This window comes from Ensifer sp. KUDG1 (assembly GCF_050434285.1).
Classification (GTDB): Bacteria; Pseudomonadota; Alphaproteobacteria; order Rhizobiales; family Rhizobiaceae; genus Ensifer.
Genome location: NZ_JBNDIG010000003.1, coordinates 135,173 through 150,891, shown reverse-complemented (window position 1 = coordinate 150,891; position 15,719 = coordinate 135,173). Strand labels below are relative to the sequence as shown.

Sequence of the window (15,719 nt, the reverse complement as noted above, 5' to 3'; positions counted from 1 at the left end):
CGGTAATTTCCGGGCTTGACGATCTTGGCCTGAAAGAACCTGGCGTCAAGACGACGCCAGGTCCGTTTGCTCCCGCCCGCTCGCTCTGTTGAGCCGAGCAGGGCGCCCGTTCGTCACGGCTTATCAGGCGGCCCGGATGGCGCCGCTTCGCAGTGCGCCCCGCAGGCCGGACGCGACCTCATAGGTGTCGGTGACCAACAGCAGGCCGTCGGCGCACTGGTACCATTCCCCTTCGCTCATGCTCTTCACCGACGGGCTGAGCGTTGCCAGTTCAACCGAGCCGGGCGGTGTGCTGATGATCCGTTCGGCGACCCAGCTATCGAGCCAGGCCTGGTTTGCCGGTGAAACCGCCTCGAGCGCGATTTGCGGATGCTTGTCGAAGTAAGTCTGGACGGCCAAGTTGGTTGGCGCGATGACGATCTGGTCGAGATTGCTGTCGCCGAGGGCATCGATCACGCGAGAGTTTTCCAGCGCCGCCAGGAAGGTGTCGGTCTTGCCGTCCCGGCCGGTCGAAGAGGCCAGAGAGCGCAAGGTCTCCAGAATCGTCGGCAGCGCCGGAACGACCTCGATGTCGCTGGTGCCGGTCCTCGTAAGGGACTGGTAGACGAGATCGATCTCGGGCGTGAACGACCGCTTGCGAATGCCGCGCGTCCAGTTGAATTCGAAGTCCACCTCGAAGCGCCCCTTGAAGTTGGGCGTTGCGCCTTGCGGGACCTCGATGATCGCGGCTGCATTCCAGATGTAACCGGCATAGGAAGGACGGCCGGGATTTGCCGGTACTCCTGGCGATACCCAGCCGACATGGGGCAGCCGCGCCTGCCACTCGATCGATTGCGTTGCGGGCCGTGCCGCAAACGAAACCTCGGAGGCGGTGAAGCTGACACCCACATTGGCGCTGAGCGAGGCGCCGCCCTTCGGACCTTCCTTGCTGTATTCGGCGCTGAGTTCGCCGCCGATCGAGAAACTGATCGTCGCCTGCTCGACGGTGCTGTTGGGCCCGAAGGTTACCAGCCGCGCCTGCGACGAGTTCGTTTCTAGGCGCAGCTTCATCTGATTGGCGTAAAAGCCGACCGACACCCAGTTGGATGACGGGTTGGACGGCGAGCCCTGGATGCCGTGATAGACATCCCCGACGACGAGATAGTAGTCACGCGTCAGGTTCTGGTTGCCGCGCATCAGTTTGTAGACCGAAAGCAAGGCGTTTGCGGTCAAGGTTTGCGATGAGGTCTTGACCGTACCCCAGCCAAAATCATTGCCGCCATTTGTTTTCCATTCACCGTTCAAAGTGCCGACAAGCTTCCAGACTTCAGGATTCAACGTCTCGATAGGCATGATTGATTTCCTTCGAAGCGCCGTCGATCGACGGGAGGGTTGAGCTTTTGCGCGGAGCGGAACCGCTCCGCACAGCCAACATAGCGCGGATTTTCGAGGGCAACCTGTGGTGTTAAATTGTAAATTAACACTCCTTAAAGGAGTCCTTGATCGACACAGAACGGCTCTGCACAGCGCCTCAGCCGAGCAGCTTTTCGATCGTCTCGCGCAGCCGCGGCAGCCCGCCGGGCGTCCAGCCGAGCGCGCGCAAGCGGTCGCAGTCCATCGCGTTGAAATCAGCCAATGCGGCCGGTTCGGGCAGGTCGTTCGTGCAACCGGTGATTTCACGCAAGATTTCCAGAATGGTACGGCTGTCGACGAGGATGTCGGAGACGTTGAAGACCGAAGCCGGTAGGCGGCGTGCTTCCGCTTCAAGCACGAGGCGCACGGCGGCTGCGACATCGTCGCCATGCACTTCCGTGCCGGCCCGCGGCGCAACCGGGCGGCCCTGCAGATAGTCGTCGAACAGGGCCTGCCATTTGTGCGACGCCCCGTTGCCCGGCGCTCCGTAGACGCCGGTGACGCGCAGGCTCGCTGTCTTGAAGTCGTTCGTGCTGAGCAGTTCCAGTTGCCGCTCCGTCTCAAGCTTGAGCGTGCCATAGAGGCTCTCGGGGTGGCAGGCCGACCCCTCGGTCAGCACCGTGCCCGCCGGGTGTGCTCCAAACACCGCGCGGCTCGACAGGAAGATGCAGCGCTCCACGCCCTGTTCGCGTGCCGCTTCGAACAGGCGAACCGAACCATCGAGATTGGCGCGGCGGAAACCCTCGGGATCGTCGCCTTCGCCGCCGCGATATCGGCCGGGGATGTGCTGGAAGGCGGCATGGACGAAACACTGGACATTGGCGAAAGCAGCGCTGCGATCGCTCGTCGGATCGAGCGACAGGGGCACGAAATCGATAGGTCCGCCAAGGAAGGTGCCGGCGGGCCGCGTGCGACCACCGACCACCACCTCGTACCCGGCCTGTAGCAGATGCTCGACGATGAAGCGGCCGACGAAGCCTGTGCCGCCGGAGACAAGCACCCGGCTCATCGGCGGGCCGGGTTGGCGAGCGATGCGATGTCCGGAATAGCCTCTCCTGTGAGATAGCCGTGCCAGAGATCGATCAGCGGCTGCAGGGCCTCCCGGCGCGGATGATCCTTCTCCCAGGGCTTTTCATACTGGTAGTGCAGCACGCCGATCGCGCTCCAGTCCCAGAGTTCCGGCAGGTTGAACCAGACATATTGCAGCATGTTCATCGTCACCGGCAGGCCATGCCAGTCCGGGAAGAAGGCTTGCAGGAAGGTCTGGTCGGTGCGCGGCCAGAAGGCGTCCGGCGCGTCAAGCCGAGTGAGCATTCTGTCGAAGGTCGCCAGTGACGGTTCGGCGACGAAGACGCCTGAATTCAGCCGGTGAAAATCCGCAAGACTTTCATACACATTGGGGGCGGCGGAGAATTCCGGATAGGCAAACAACCGGTCGATATTCCTGAGCACGATCGCGTCGGCGTCGATGAAGACGCAGCGTCGGTATTCGCCAAGCTGCCAGAGCCGAAGCTTGCAGAAGTTGTCGAGCGGCGAGTGGAAGTCGGGCTTGCGGCCCTTGGTGAAGGGCGCCTTGTCATGCACGTTCCGGCGCTGGTGGCGTTCGTTGAAGGCGTCGGAAAGCGGCAGCAGGTCGGTCTCGACCAGGCGGCATTGAAATTCTGCGAGCGGCGCCAGCGCCTCGCGCGAAACGCCGCCGGTATGGAGCACGACGATATCGGCCTTCGTGTCCGTCAGCCTCATGGAGCGCGCCAGCGCGCGGGCGCCGAGCGCATAGTCGGCATTGGTGACGAGCGTCACATAGGCATGGTCGGCTTGGGGAGGCGAGGAGGGGCGGAGCCCCTCCGAAGGATCGGTCGATCTCATGAAACGGATTTCAGCCGCTTGCCCTCTGGGTCGTGGTTGATGAGCGGCGCGATGTCCTTGGTCCAGGCGGAGACGGCGGGCACGCGCGTTCTGTCGACACGATAGGCGAATTTCTTGGCGACATCGACGATTTCCGTGAGAAGCCCATCCTGCAGCCGCGTCGGGTTGAGGCCGAGGCTCAGGAATTTCTCGTTGTGCACAACGAGCTCGTTCTCGGCGGCTTCCTTGCGCGGGTTCGGCAGCCAGGCGATCTGAGCGCCCGATATCGTGGCGATCATCTCGGCGAGGTCGCGCACCCTATGGGTCTCGGTCATCTGGTTGAAGATCTCGACGCGGCTTCCGCGCGCCGGCGGGTTCGTGAGTGCCAGCTCGATGCAGCGGACCGAATCCTGGATATGGATGAAGGCGCGTGTCTGGCCGCCGGTGCCGTGCACGGTCAGCGGATAGCCGATCGCCGCCTGGATGAGGAAGCGGTTCAAGACGGTGCCGTAGTCGCCGTCATAATCGAAGCGGTTGATGAGCTGCGGGTGGCGGTGCGTCTGCTCGGTGTGGGTACCCCAGACGATGCCCTGGTGCAGATCGGTGATCCTGAGCCCGTCGTTCTTGGCATAGAACTGGAAGAGCAACTGATCCAGGCACTTGGTCATGTGGTAGATCGAGCCGGGATTGGCGGGGTAGAGGATTTCCTGGCTGACGGTCTCGCCGCCCATCGTTTCGATGCCGACAGGCAGGTACCCTTCAGGGATCGCCGCGCCGATGGTCGAATAACCGTAGACACCCATGGTGCCGAGATGGACGAGATGGGCGTCGAGGCTGAGCTCGACCAATGCGTTCAGGAGATTGTGCGTGGCGTTGACGTTGTTGTTGACCGTGTAGTTCTTGTGGCGGTCGCTCTTCATCGAATAGGGGGCGGCGCGCTGCTCGGCAAAATGCACGATCGCATCCGGACGGTGTTCGGCGAGCCAGTTCTTCAGAAGCTCGTAGTCTCGGGCAAGATCGATCAGGTTGAAATGGATGCGGCGGCCGGTTTCGGCATGCCAGATGCGGGTGCGTTCCTGGATCGAATCCATCGGCGTCAAAGACTGCACGCCCAGTTCCGTATCGATCCATCGGCGGGAGAGATTGTCGAGGATATGAACGTCGTGACCGGCATCGGACAAATGAAGGGCCGTGGGCCAGCCGACGAAACCGTCGCCGCCGAGAATCGCAATCTTCATGCACGTTCTCCTGATCGCAAAGGAAGTCCGTCACGTGATAGGATAGGATTGTGACAAGGCTGCAATGCTTGCAAACGGCTTTTTGTTCCTGCACAGGAAACGGGAAATTCTTTCGGAGAAAAGTATGTCCCTGATCTCGCTTGCAGGCGAACTGACCGAAAACGGCCATCAGCTGATCCAGCGCGTCTATTACGAAGACACCGACTTTTCCGGCGTCGTCTACCATGCCCGCTACCTGCACTTCATGGAACGCGCCCGCACCGATTTCCTGCGGCTGCTCGGCGTCGAACAGGCGACGCTGGCGATCGAGGGCGACAGCGAGGGCCTCGTCTTCGTCGTCCATCGCATGGAAATCGACTTCAAGGCGCCGGCGCGCATGGACGACATCCTGAAGATCACGACCGTCACGGAGAAGGCCGGCGGCGCCAAGATGGTGCTGCAGCAGGAAATTCGCCGCGGCGAACATTTGCTGATCGCTGCCAAGGTGATCATCGCCGTGATCAATGCTCAGGGCCGCCCGCGGCGGCTGCCGGAGGCGCTGGCCTACAAGTTCCAGCATGCCAAGGAGAGCGCCGGCTAGGCCGGCACGCCCGGGACGCGTGCGGGGCTTAGTCCGCCGCTTCCACGCCGAGCTGCTTCAGCATCTCGTTGGTGAGCGATTGCTTCGCCTTCGCGAAGTCCCGCCAGGGATCCGTGCCGCGTTCGATCCGTTCGAGACTGTCGGCGATGTGGAAGCTATTGGCGGCGTCAAGACCGGCAAGCTCCTCCCAACTGACGGGCGTGGCGACCGGGCAACCGGCTCGCGCACGGGTCGAGTAGGGGGTGATAGCCGTCGATCCACGTTCGTTCCGCAGCCAGTCGATGAAGATCCGCCCTTTCCGTTTTTCCTTCGACATGGTGGCGATGAACTTGTCCGGTTCGCGATCGGCAAAGCCTTGCGCAAAGGTCTTGGCAAAGGCCTTGGCTTGCGCCCAGGTGGCGTGCTCGGCCAGGGGCACGATCACGTGCACGCCCTTGCCGCCGGTAACCATCGGCATCGACGCCAATCCGATGGCGGAGAGCGCATCGCGAAGCGCCGTCGCTGCGGTCTTGACCATGCCGAAATCAAGGCCCTCGTCCGGGTCGAGGTCGAAGACCAGCCGGTCCGGTGTTTCAAGCGCATCGACCCGCGAACCCCAGATGTGGAATTCGAGCGATCCCATCTGCACCGCGGCGACCAGGCCGGCGGTATCGTGCACGTACATGTAGTTTTCGGTTTCGCCGGAACTCTCGGTGATCGCCATTTCCTTGATCTCTTCGGGAAAACCATCCCCGGCATGCTTCTGGTAGAAGCGCGGTCCCTTCAGCCCCTGCGGGGCGCGCACGAGCGACAGCAGGTGTCTGGCGGCGTAGGGCAGCATGCGATCGGCGACCACCGCGTAATAGCGGGCAAGATCCAGTTTGCTGATGCCGCCGTCAAACAGCAGCCGTTCGGGGTGCGTGATCGTTATGCCGGCCACCGTCTCTTCAGGGGCGGCCGGACGGGACTTCGCGGGTGTCGCCCCGGCACCCTTCGATGTCCCGGGGGCCGGCTTGCCCTTGTTCCGTTTGGTGGCGGTGTCTTCCGTTTCGGTCATTCTCATCACCCGCAGCGCGATTGGATGGTCCACGGCCTGTGGCCTGTCTGGAGATCGACATGCCCGATGTCATCAAGGTCAGGATATCGCGAGAATGGCAACTTGTCGCAACGTCCGGTCGAGGATCGGGTCGTGGTCAAGAAACGTGGCGGTAGCGGGTAAGTTCCGCCCCGAAGGTGACGCTGTAAAGACACACAACGGTAACGGTCTCTTAACCATAATGGTGTCTTAATCATCGCATCAGGATTTGTGCAGTGCACGTCATCCTTTGACCAAAATTGACGGAGAGAAGGCAACCTAAAGCTAATTAAGGTCGCGATGGTGCGATCTGCGGCGGTGCCGGGCACTCTTGCAAACAGGACGTTTGGGCTACCCGGTCACGAGCATGAACCGCTCTTGCCGGGTGTTTGGATTCGGGGACTGAAGACGATGGAACAGGTTGGATTGGCCGCGGCAACACACGATGTGAGCCTTTGGTCGCTATTCATGCAAGCGGGCTTCGTCGTGAAGCTGGTCATGCTGGGGCTGGTCGCAGCCTCCGTCTGGACCTGGGCGATCGTCGTCGACAAGACGCTCAACTACGGTCGCGTCCGTCGCCAGCTCGACAGCTTCGAGCAGGTGTTCTGGTCCGGCCAGTCGCTGGAAGAACTCTACCGCACGCTCGCCGACCGCCAGACGGCCGGCATGGGCGCGATCTTCGTCTCCGCCATGCGCGAATGGAAGAAGAGCTTCGAGCGCGGTGCCCGTTCGCCGATCGGCCTGCAGATGCGTATCGACCGCGCCATGGACGTGACGCTCGCCCGGGAATCGGAATCGCTGGAGGCCCGCCTCGGCTCGCTCGCGACCATCGGTTCGGCAGCGCCGTTCATCGGTCTCTTCGGTACGGTCGTCGGTATCATGACCTCGTTCCAGGCGATCGCCGGTTCGAAGTCGACCAACCTTGCGGTCGTGGCGCCCGGTATTGCCGAAGCGCTGCTTGCCACCGCGATCGGCCTTCTCGCCGCTATCCCCGCGGTTATCGCCTACAACAAGTTCTCGGCCGACGCCGGCAAGCTGTCGGCACGCATGGAAGCTTTCGCCGACGAGTTCTCCGCCATCCTGTCGCGGCAGATCGACGAGAAGCTCCAGAACCCGCGCCAGGCCGCGCAGTAATCGCCAGAGAGTACGGAGACCACGCTGATGGGTATGTCGGTTGGCGGAGCCAAAGGTTCGGGTGGCGGACGTCGTCGCCGCGGCGGCAAGAAAGCCATGATGAGCGAAATCAACGTGACGCCGTTCGTCGACGTCATGCTCGTGCTCCTGATCATCTTCATGGTGGCCGCACCGATGATGACGGTCGGCGTGCCGATCGATCTGCCGGAAACGCAGGCAAAGGCGCTGAATTCCGATACGCAGCCGATCACGGTCTCGGTCAACCCGGCCGGCGAGATCTACCTGCAGGAAACCGCGATCGCCATCGATGAAGTCGTGCCGAAGCTCGAGGCTATTGCCACCACCGGCTACAATGAGCGCATCTATGTGCGCGGCGACACCAATGCCGACTACGGCACGGTCATGAAGGTCATGGCCCGCATCTCTGCCGCCGGGTTCAAGAACCTCGGCCTCGTCACGCTGCAAGAACAGGAAAAGTGATCGTCCACGATGAAGGGCAGTCTCGCTACATCTGCTGTCCTCCACGCCATGGTCTTGACCTGGGCGCTGGTGTCGCTTGGCAGCCCGGCTGACTTCCAGGTCGCCGACGTCGAGGCTTTGCCTGTCGACATCGTTCCCTATTCGGAGATGACGCAGGTTCAGCAGGGCGACAAGAAGGCACCGAAGAAGGAGCATTCGTCGCCGGTTCCGACCAAGCGTCCGGAGACGAACCAGCCGGCTGAAAATGTCGGCGACAACGATACCGACCTGAAGACCCCGCCAACGCCGAACGCCAAGCCGTCGAAGAGCGAAGCCACGGCCTCGCCTGAAAAGAACGACAAGCCCGAGCCGACGCCCGATCCGGTCGAGCAGGAGATCAAGAAAGTCGAGGAGTCCAAACCTGCTTCCGAGCCTGCGACCGAAGTTGCGGCCCTGCCGGAACCCAAGCAGGAAGTGAAGCCGGAGACGAAGCCCGATCCGGCCCCGGCTGAAGAAAAGCCGGCCGAAAACCCGGAAGCCGAAGCCTTGCCCGAGAAGGTGCCGACGCCGGCTGCGAAGCCGAAGGTCGAAAAGCCCGCCCAGAGCGCCAAGACGCCTGAGCGCAAGAACGAGGCAACGCCGAAGGAACAGAAGAAAGCTGCCTCCACCGAGGAAAGCAAGTTCAACGCCGACGAGATCGCCGCTTTGCTCAATCGGCAGGATCCGTCCGCCGGTGGCGCCAAGCGCTCGACGCAAGAGGCGGCCCTTGGCGGCAAGAAGACGATCGGCGTGGGCTTGAGCGCCAACGAAATCGACGGCGTGAAGGGGCAGATCCAGGGCAACTGGTCGCTGACCCCCGGCCTGACCGGCGTCGAGGAAGTCCGCGTCACGGTCCGCGTGCAGCTCGACCAGGCCGGCAATATCGTCGGCACGCCCGAGGTTACCGCAACCGGCGGTCCGGAAGGTACGCGCCGCGCCGTTGAAAGCAGCACCTTGCGCGCGATCCGCCGTTCGGCCCCGCTACAGAACCTGCCGCCTGAAAAATATGAGGGCGAAAAAGGATGGAATACCCTCGTGCTGAACTTCGACCCCTCGGAATTCGCACTCTAGAGCTGCCGGGATTGGAACCCATGCCGGATAGCAAACCACCCCTGCAAACCCTTCGTACGAAGCTGAAAGGCTTGTCTCTATGATCAAGGTCTCTCTTATCCGCGCCATGATGGTGGCCGCGGGCATGTTAGTCGCCGTCGTGGCGGCGGTGACGCCGGCGAACGCTGAAGTTGAAATCAACATCAACAAGGGCAACGTCGAACCGCTGCCGATTGCTGTTACCGACTTCCTCCAGGGCGAACTCGGCCAGAAGATCTCCGACGTGGTCGCAGCCGACCTGAAGCGTTCGGGTCTGTTCGCGCCGATCAACAAGGGCGCCTTCATCGAGAAGATCAGCAATCCGGATGCGACGCCGCGTTTCGAAGACTGGAAGGTCATCAACGCGCAAGCGCTCGTCACCGGTCGCGTGACGCAGGAAGGCGACGGCAGGCTGAAGGCCGAGTTCCGCCTGTGGGATACGTTCGGTAACAAGCAGATGACCGGCCAGCAGTTCTTCACCCAGCCGGAAAACTGGCGCCGCGTGGCCCACATCATCGCCGACGCGATCTATCAGAGCGTTACCGGTGAAAAGGGCTATTTCGATACCCGCATCGTCTATGTCGCCGAAAGCGGCCCGAAGACGGCACGCAAGCGTCAGCTCGCGATCATGGACCAGGACGGCTTCAACGCCCGTGCGCTCACCAATTCCAACGACATCGTTCTGACGCCGCGCTTCTCGCCGAACCGCCAGGAAGTCACCTACATGTCGTTCGAAAACCAGCAGCCGCGCGTCTACCTGCTGCAGCTGGAGACCGGACAGCGCGAGGTGGTCGGCAACTTCCCCGGCATGACCTTCTCGCCGCGCTTCTCGCCGGATGGCCAGCGGGTCATCATGAGCCTGCAGCAGGACGGCAACGCCAACATCTACACCATGGACCTGCGCTCGCGCACCACGACGCGCCTCACCAACACCGCGGCGATCGACACCGCGCCGTCCTATTCGCCGGATGGCAGCCAGATCGCCTTTGAAAGCGACCGCGGCGGCCGCCAGCAGATCTACGTCATGGGTGCCGACGGCTCCGGCCAGCGCCGCATCTCCTTCGGCGACGGCTCCTATTCGACGCCGGTCTGGTCTCCGCGCGGCGACCTCATCGCCTTCACCAAGCAGTCGGGCGGCAAGTTCTCGATCGGCGTGATGAAGACCGACGGTTCGGGCGAACGTATCCTGACCACCGGCTTCCACAACGAAGGCCCGACCTGGGCGCCGAACGGCCGCGTGCTGATGTTCTTCCGTCAGGGTGCCGGTTCGGGCGGACCGCAGCTCTACTCGATCGATCTGTCGGGTTACAACGAGCAACTGATCCAGACGCAGGGCTTCGCATCCGACCCGGCCTGGTCGCCGCTGCTCGAGTAGTTCACGATGGCTTTGGGTCTCGCGATCCAAAGCCATAACCGTGATCGCCTCTCGTCCACTTGAGGGTGGGAGGCCCGCGGAAAGCCGCGTCCTTATTTCCTGATCCCGCTGCAGGCAGATCCGATTTGCGGCGGGAAAATGTGGCAATGATGCCGCTTTCTCGCCGCAAAGTGCTGGTCTAGCAGGGCCCGAGCCGAAATTATCGATTTGTTAACCATAACTGTTGAATAGCGATTAACCGCTTCCGGTTACAGTCTGGCAACCGTGAATTCAGACACTTCTCAAGGAGACCGGCGTATGAGCCGAATTGACACCCCGGCCGCAGGCCGCATGCAGACCATCGCTCGCAACCCGGTCATGATCGCCCTGGTCATGACGCTTGCCCTGGCTGGCTGTGCATCGAAGAAGAACCTGCCGGGCAGTGCTGGCGAACTCGGTCTCGGTGGCGCCGGTTCGGCAACGCCGGGCTCGCAGCAGGACTTCACCGTCAATGTCGGCGATCGCATCTTCTTCGACACCGACTCCACCTCGATCCGCGCCGACGCGCAGCAGACGCTCGCTCGTCAGGCCCAGTGGCTCGCCAAGTACCCGAACTACGCTATCACCATCGAAGGCCATGCCGACGAACGCGGCACGCGCGAATACAACCTGGCGCTCGGCGCCCGCCGTGCGGCTTCCACCCGCGACTACCTGATCAGCCAGGGCGTTCCGTCGAACCGCATGAAGACGATCTCCTACGGCAAGGAAAAGCCGGTCGCCGTTTGCGACGACATTTCCTGCTGGTCGCAGAACCGCCGCGCCGTTACCGTTCTCGGTGGCGCTGGCATGTAATGATGCCGCGGCCCCGCGCATCGCGTGGCCCGGAATCACGACGTGATCTGAGGAGGCGCTGCGTGTTCCGGAGATCACAGATCGCTAAATTAAAAGGGCGGCCCTCGGCCGCCCTTTGCTTTTTTACCACACTTTGGCCGAACTCCGTTGCTTTTTCAGGGCAATTGGAAAACTGTGCGGCAATCACCCAGATGACTCGGCGAGATGTATTGCGGGCCCCTGGTCAAGGGTGGGACAACCGGTATTCGAACAGGACAAATGAAATGAAGAAATTTGTCGTGGCGGGCCTGATCGGTCTTGCGACCCTTGCGGGTCTCGGCCAGACGGCGAACGCCATGCCTCTTTCAGGGCTGCTGGCCCGAACGGCTGAGACCAACAGCGGCGTGCAGAACCTGCCCGTCGTGAAGGTGCAGTCGGCCGAAACCGCACGGATTGGCCAGCTCGAAGAACAGATCCGCTCGCTCAACGGGCGTATCGAGGAAATGAGCTTCCAGCTCTTGCAGATGCAGGAGCAGATCCGGAAGTTCCAGGAGGACAACGAGTTCCGCTTCCAGGATCTGGAAAGCGGCAAGGCCTCCCCCAAGAAGAGCGGCGCTCTGCAGACGCCGAAAACCAGCGATCAGGCGTCCGTCACCCCGGGGGTGACGGATAGCCAGACCATGGCGCCGGGCGCCGGCGGCAACGACATGGCGTCTTCCGGCGTTTCGCCCGGAGCAGGCCAGGGCGGCAATGGTGCGGCTCCGCCGTCGACACTCGGGCAGATCGTCTTCGACGAGAACGGCAATCCGGTCGCAGCGACGACCGATGGGCGGCCTGGCGCAAACGCCACGCTTCCCGGCGTTGATTCCGGCGCACCCGCCGATGGCGGCCTGAACAGCAATCCCGGTAGCCAGCAGACCGCGTCTCTCGACAATCCAGGCGACCTCTACCAGTCGGCCTACGGTCATGTGCTTTCGGGCGACTACAGCACCGCCGAACAGGAATTCGGCGATTACCTGGCCGCCTTTCCGAAGGGCGACAAGGCAGCCGATGCCAGCTTCTGGCTGGGCGAAGCCCAATATTCGCAAGGCAAATACAGCGACGCCGCAAAGACTTTCCTGAACGCGCATCAGGCCCACGGCAAATCGCCGAAGGCGCCCGAAATGCTTCTGAAGCTCGGCATGTCGCTCGGCGCGCTCGACAACAAGGAAACCGCCTGCGCGACGCTGGGCGAGGTCAACAAGCGCTATCCCAAGGCCTCGCCTGCGGTGAAGGCGAAGGTGACGAGCGAGCAGAGCCGCTTTGGCTGCTGAGGCTCCCGCGCCGACAGCCGTTGTCGAAACGGCAAAACGATTTCTTGCCTCCTTTCTTCGCCCAACGCGCATCCTCGTCGCCGTGTCCGGTGGGAGCGATTCCAAGGGCTTGCTTCTCGCCCTGAACGAGGCGATCGAGGCAGCCGAACCCAAGAGATTTTCCCTGGCCGCATGTACGGTCGACCACGCGCTGCGGCCGGAATCGGCCGAGGAAGCGCGCGGTGTTGCTGCGTTCTGCGCAAGCATCGACGTCCCACACCTCATCATGCGCTGGGATGGCGCGAAGCCGCCGACCGGCATTCAGGCGGCAGCGCGCGTGGCGCGCTACCGGTTGCTGGCAAATGCCGCTGAGCGATTTGAGGCCGGCTGCATCGTCACCGGCCACACCAGCGACGACCAGTGCGAAACGATCCTGATGCGGACGCAAAGGGCGCAAGGGCCGGGTGCTTCCGGCATGGCGAGCGCCACCCTTTACGACCGCCGGGTCTGGGTGCTGCGGCCGTTCCTTAGTCTTGATCGGGCGTCGATCCGCGCCTTTCTTGCGACGCGCGACGTGACTTGGTTCGATGATCCGAGCAACGCCAATCCGACTTTCGAGCGGGTCCGCGTCCGGACTGAACTGGCGCAATCGCCGCGAGCGGAGGAGGGGGCATGGGATGCTGGAGCCAGGGCCCGGTCGTCGGCAAGGGCTGCCGGCGTACTCACCCGCCAGGTGCGCGTGCATGCGAGCCTGGTGGTGGAGATCCCGCTTGCTCTCGCCAACCATCGCGACAACGTCGATTGGCAGCGGGCGCTGCTCGCGCTGGTGGCCGTCGTCGGCGGCCGCGCGCATATCCCCGCAGCCGACACGGTGAAGCGGGTAGCCGCGTTTCTGCAAGAAGCAACGCCCGGCAGGATGACGGCCGGACGATGCGTGTTCGACCTGCGCGCAAGCGGACTTTACCTCTATCGCGAGGCGCGGGGCCTACCGACTTTGACGCTTGCGGGCGGTAAGACCGGAACATGGGACGGCCGCTTCCATGTGCACAACGGCGCAAGCACGCCCATCTCCGTCGCGGCAGAAGGCAGGGGCGGGCCACAACAGCAGAGACTTATTGCCGCAGGCCTGCCACCGGGCGTTGCCGGCCGGGCATCGCTTGCGGCGCCGAAGGTCCTGTCTGGGAACGGCGAAAGTGTCGCATCTGTCACAATCGAGCCGCGGATCGGGCTCTACGACACCTTTTTGCCGAGTTTCGACCGGATCATGGCCGATCGGATCGCCGGATTGTTCGGACGAGAGCCTTATCCTCCGCCGCCGGTTCACGATCTGTTGACAGAAATGGAACGGTAGCCGGCGGTTTGCCTTGGCAATACGTCACCAGAACCCTATGTTAGGGAGCAAGACAGCGGCTCGCGAAATGCGCGGGTCGTGACAGGTTCCGGGGAGTTCGATGAACCCTAATTTTCGTAATCTTGCCCTTTGGGCAATCATAGCGCTTCTGCTGATCGCGCTGTTCAGCATGTTCCAACAGCCGACGGAGCGCACCGGCTCGCGCGAGATTCCGTTCTCGCAGTTCCTGAAAGACGTGGATGCGAGCCGCGTCAAGGAAGTCGTGATCACCGGCTCGAAAGTGATCGGCAGCTATTCCGAAAGCGGCGCAACCTTCCAGACCTACGCGCCTTCAGTCGATACGGCGCTCACCGAGCGCCTTGAAGCCAAGGACGTGACGGTCACGGTTCGCCCGGAAACCGACGGTTCGTCCGGGTTCCTCAGCTATATCGGTACCCTGCTTCCGATGCTTCTGATCCTTGGCGTCTGGCTGTTCTTCATGCGCCAGATGCAGGGCGGTTCGCGTGGCGCCATGGGCTTTGGCAAGTCCAAGGCCAAGCTTCTGACCGAAGCGCATGGCCGCGTCACCTTTGACGACGTCGCCGGCGTCGACGAAGCCAAGCAGGACCTGGAAGAAATCGTCGAATTCCTGCGCGACCCGCAGAAGTTCCAGCGCCTCGGCGGTCGCATTCCGCGCGGCGTGCTGCTCGTCGGCCCTCCCGGTACCGGTAAGACGCTGCTGGCCCGCTCGGTTGCCGGCGAAGCCAACGTGCCGTTCTTCACGATCTCCGGTTCGGACTTCGTCGAAATGTTCGTCGGCGTCGGCGCCAGCCGTGTGCGCGACATGTTCGAGCAGGCCAAGAAGAATGCACCCTGCATCATCTTCATCGACGAAATCGACGCCGTCGGTCGCCATCGTGGCGCCGGCCTCGGCGGTGGCAACGACGAGCGTGAACAGACGCTCAACCAGCTGCTAGTCGAGATGGACGGCTTCGAAGCCAATGAAGGCATCATCCTGATCGCGGCGACCAACCGTCCTGACGTTCTCGACCCGGCTCTTCTGCGTCCGGGCCGCTTCGACCGGCAGGTCGTCGTGCCGAACCCGGATATCAACGGCCGCGAACGCATCCTCAAGGTGCATGTACGCAACGTGCCGCTGGCGCCGAATGTCGACCTCAAGGTGCTCGCACGTGGTACGCCCGGCTTCTCCGGTGCCGACCTCATGAACCTCGTCAACGAGGCTGCCTTGATGGCCGCCCGTCGCAACAAGCGTCTTGTCACCATGCTCGAGTTCGAGGATGCCAAGGACAAGATCATGATGGGCGCGGAGCGTCGTTCGTCGGCGATGACCGAGGCCGAGAAGAAGCTGACCGCCTATCACGAAGCCGGTCACGCGATCCTTGCGCTCAACGTTCCCTCGGCCGATCCGCTGCACAAGGCGACGATCATCCCGCGCGGTCGCGCGCTCGGCATGGTCATGCAGCTGCCGGAAGGCGACCGCTACTCGATGAGCTACAAGTGGATGGTCTCGCGTCTTGCCATCATGATGGGTGGGCGCGTCGCCGAAGAACTGACTTTCGGCAAGGAGAACATCACTTCGGGCGCATCCTCGGATATCGAGCAGGCCACCAAGCTTGCCCGTGCGATGGTGACGCAATGGGGTTTCTCCGACCAGCTTGGCCAGGTTTCTTATGGCGAGAACCAGCAGGAAGTCTTCCTCGGCCACTCCGTTGCCCAGCAGAAGAACGTGTCGGAAGCGACCGCCCAGAAGATCGACAACGAAATCCGTCGTCTGATCGATGAGGCCTACGAGACCGCCCGCAAGATCCTGACGGAGAAGAACCACGAGTTCGTGGCGCTTGCCGAAGGCCTGCTCGAATACGAAACGCTGACCGGCGAAGAAATCAAGGCGCTGATCCGCGGCGAGAAGCCGGCACGCGATCTCGGCGACGACACGCCGCCGCATCGTGGCTCGGCCGTTCCTTCGGCTGGTCCCAAGAAGGAAGGTTCGGCGGGCAACAAGGGCGAAGAGTCCGAAGGCGGGTTCGAGCCGCAGCCGCAATAACCGACACCTGTCGGCCA

At 62.6% G+C, this 15,719-nt stretch carries 13 protein-coding genes and 1 pseudogene; 9 read left to right on the top strand and 5 right to left on the bottom strand.

What is annotated here, in order from left to right; genetic code table 11:
• Nucleotides 1-123 precede the first annotated feature (123 nt).
• From M2267_RS11350 to M2267_RS11335, 4 genes are all read right to left on the bottom strand, one after another.
• Complete coding sequence (locus tag M2267_RS11350; protein ID WP_429114669.1) at nt 124-1,332, bottom strand: hypothetical protein; 1,209 nt, start codon at nt 1,330-1,332, stop codon at nt 124-126.
• A 178-nt stretch (nt 1,333-1,510) separates the two neighbouring features.
• Complete coding sequence (locus M2267_RS11345) at nt 1,511-2,401, bottom strand: NAD-dependent epimerase/dehydratase family protein (protein WP_429114668.1); 891 nt, start codon at nt 2,399-2,401, stop codon at nt 1,511-1,513.
• Nucleotides 2,398-3,258 (bottom strand): glycosyltransferase, encoded by an 861-nt coding sequence (locus M2267_RS11340; RefSeq protein ID WP_429114667.1) that lies wholly within the window; start codon nt 3,256-3,258, stop codon nt 2,398-2,400. Before M2267_RS11340 ends, M2267_RS11345 begins: the two co-directional genes overlap by 4 nt.
• A complete protein-coding gene (locus tag M2267_RS11335) occupies nt 3,255-4,475 on the bottom strand; it encodes an NAD-dependent epimerase/dehydratase family protein (protein ID WP_429114666.1) in 1,221 nt (406 codons plus the stop codon). Before M2267_RS11335 ends, M2267_RS11340 begins: the two co-directional genes overlap by 4 nt.
• Nucleotides 4,476-4,599: 124 nt before the next feature.
• Between M2267_RS11335 and ybgC the strand changes: the two genes are divergently transcribed.
• Nucleotides 4,600-5,055 (top strand): tol-pal system-associated acyl-CoA thioesterase, encoded by a 456-nt coding sequence (gene ybgC / locus M2267_RS11330; RefSeq protein ID WP_429114665.1) that lies wholly within the window; start codon nt 4,600-4,602, stop codon nt 5,053-5,055.
• Nucleotides 5,056-5,083: 28 nt separating this feature from the next.
• On the opposite strand, the pseudogene ligD reads toward ybgC, so the two are convergent.
• Nucleotides 5,084-6,085 (bottom strand): annotated as a pseudogene (gene ligD, locus M2267_RS11325) (non-homologous end-joining DNA ligase); the annotation flags it as partial.
• A gap of 435 nt (nt 6,086-6,520) precedes the next feature.
• Between ligD and tolQ the strand changes: the two are divergent.
• The 8 genes from tolQ (at nt 6,521) to ftsH (ending at nt 15,702) form a co-directional block, all read left to right on the top strand.
• On the top strand, nt 6,521-7,243 hold the full coding sequence (tolQ, locus tag M2267_RS11320; RefSeq protein ID WP_034806243.1) for a protein TolQ: 723 nt from the start codon (nt 6,521-6,523) through the stop codon (nt 7,241-7,243).
• A gap of 27 nt (nt 7,244-7,270) precedes the next feature.
• Complete coding sequence (gene tolR, locus M2267_RS11315) at nt 7,271-7,723, top strand: protein TolR (RefSeq protein WP_034806246.1); 453 nt, start codon at nt 7,271-7,273, stop codon at nt 7,721-7,723.
• A gap of 9 nt (nt 7,724-7,732) precedes the next feature.
• Nucleotides 7,733-8,812 (top strand): hypothetical protein, encoded by a 1,080-nt coding sequence (locus tag M2267_RS11310; RefSeq protein ID WP_402325412.1) that lies wholly within the window; start codon nt 7,733-7,735, stop codon nt 8,810-8,812.
• A 106-nt stretch (nt 8,813-8,918) separates the two neighbouring features.
• Complete coding sequence (gene tolB / locus M2267_RS11305; RefSeq protein WP_245281720.1) at nt 8,919-10,205, top strand: Tol-Pal system beta propeller repeat protein TolB; 1,287 nt, start codon at nt 8,919-8,921, stop codon at nt 10,203-10,205.
• Between the two features lie 297 nt (nt 10,206-10,502).
• The gene (pal, locus tag M2267_RS11300; RefSeq protein WP_034806256.1) at nt 10,503-11,036 is read left to right on the top strand and encodes a peptidoglycan-associated lipoprotein Pal; all 534 of its coding nucleotides are present in this window, start codon (nt 10,503-10,505) and stop codon (nt 11,034-11,036) included.
• 263 nt (nt 11,037-11,299) lie between these two features.
• Nucleotides 11,300-12,328 carry a tol-pal system protein YbgF gene (gene ybgF, locus M2267_RS11295; protein ID WP_043623205.1) on the top strand — a complete coding sequence of 343 codons (1,029 nt, stop codon included), beginning with the start codon at nt 11,300-11,302 and terminating at the stop codon, nt 12,326-12,328.
• Nucleotides 12,318-13,658, top strand: a complete 1,341-nt coding sequence (gene tilS / locus M2267_RS11290; protein WP_429114664.1) for a tRNA lysidine(34) synthetase TilS — start codon at nt 12,318-12,320, stop codon at nt 13,656-13,658. Before ybgF ends, tilS begins: the two co-directional genes overlap by 11 nt.
• A 100-nt stretch (nt 13,659-13,758) precedes the next feature.
• A complete protein-coding gene (gene ftsH, locus M2267_RS11285) occupies nt 13,759-15,702 on the top strand; it encodes an ATP-dependent zinc metalloprotease FtsH (RefSeq protein ID WP_429114663.1) in 1,944 nt (647 codons plus the stop codon).
• The last annotated feature ends 17 nt before the right edge of the window (nt 15,703-15,719 follow it).

Excerpts from the sequence above, each read along its gene's own strand:
- M2267_RS11350 (WP_429114669.1), bottom strand. The coding sequence starts at position 1,332 with ATGCCTATCGAGACGTTGAATCCTGAAGTCTGGAAGCTTGTCGGCACT.
- M2267_RS11345 (WP_429114668.1), bottom strand. The coding sequence starts at position 2,401 with ATGAGCCGGGTGCTTGTCTCCGGCGGCACAGGCTTCGTCGGCCGCTTC.
- M2267_RS11340 (WP_429114667.1), bottom strand. The coding sequence starts at position 3,258 with ATGAGATCGACCGATCCTTCGGAGGGGCTCCGCCCCTCCTCGCCTCCC.
- M2267_RS11335 (WP_429114666.1), bottom strand. The coding sequence starts at position 4,475 with ATGAAGATTGCGATTCTCGGCGGCGACGGTTTCGTCGGCTGGCCCACG.
- ybgC (WP_429114665.1), top strand. The coding sequence starts at position 4,600 with ATGTCCCTGATCTCGCTTGCAGGCGAACTGACCGAAAACGGCCATCAG.
- tolQ (WP_034806243.1), top strand. The coding sequence starts at position 6,521 with ATGGAACAGGTTGGATTGGCCGCGGCAACACACGATGTGAGCCTTTGG.
- tolR (WP_034806246.1), top strand. The coding sequence starts at position 7,271 with ATGGGTATGTCGGTTGGCGGAGCCAAAGGTTCGGGTGGCGGACGTCGT.
- M2267_RS11310 (WP_402325412.1), top strand. The coding sequence starts at position 7,733 with ATGAAGGGCAGTCTCGCTACATCTGCTGTCCTCCACGCCATGGTCTTG.
- tolB (WP_245281720.1), top strand. The coding sequence starts at position 8,919 with ATGATGGTGGCCGCGGGCATGTTAGTCGCCGTCGTGGCGGCGGTGACG.
- pal (WP_034806256.1), top strand. The coding sequence starts at position 10,503 with ATGAGCCGAATTGACACCCCGGCCGCAGGCCGCATGCAGACCATCGCT.
- ybgF (WP_043623205.1), top strand. The coding sequence starts at position 11,300 with ATGAAGAAATTTGTCGTGGCGGGCCTGATCGGTCTTGCGACCCTTGCG.
- ftsH (WP_429114663.1), top strand. The coding sequence starts at position 13,759 with ATGAACCCTAATTTTCGTAATCTTGCCCTTTGGGCAATCATAGCGCTT.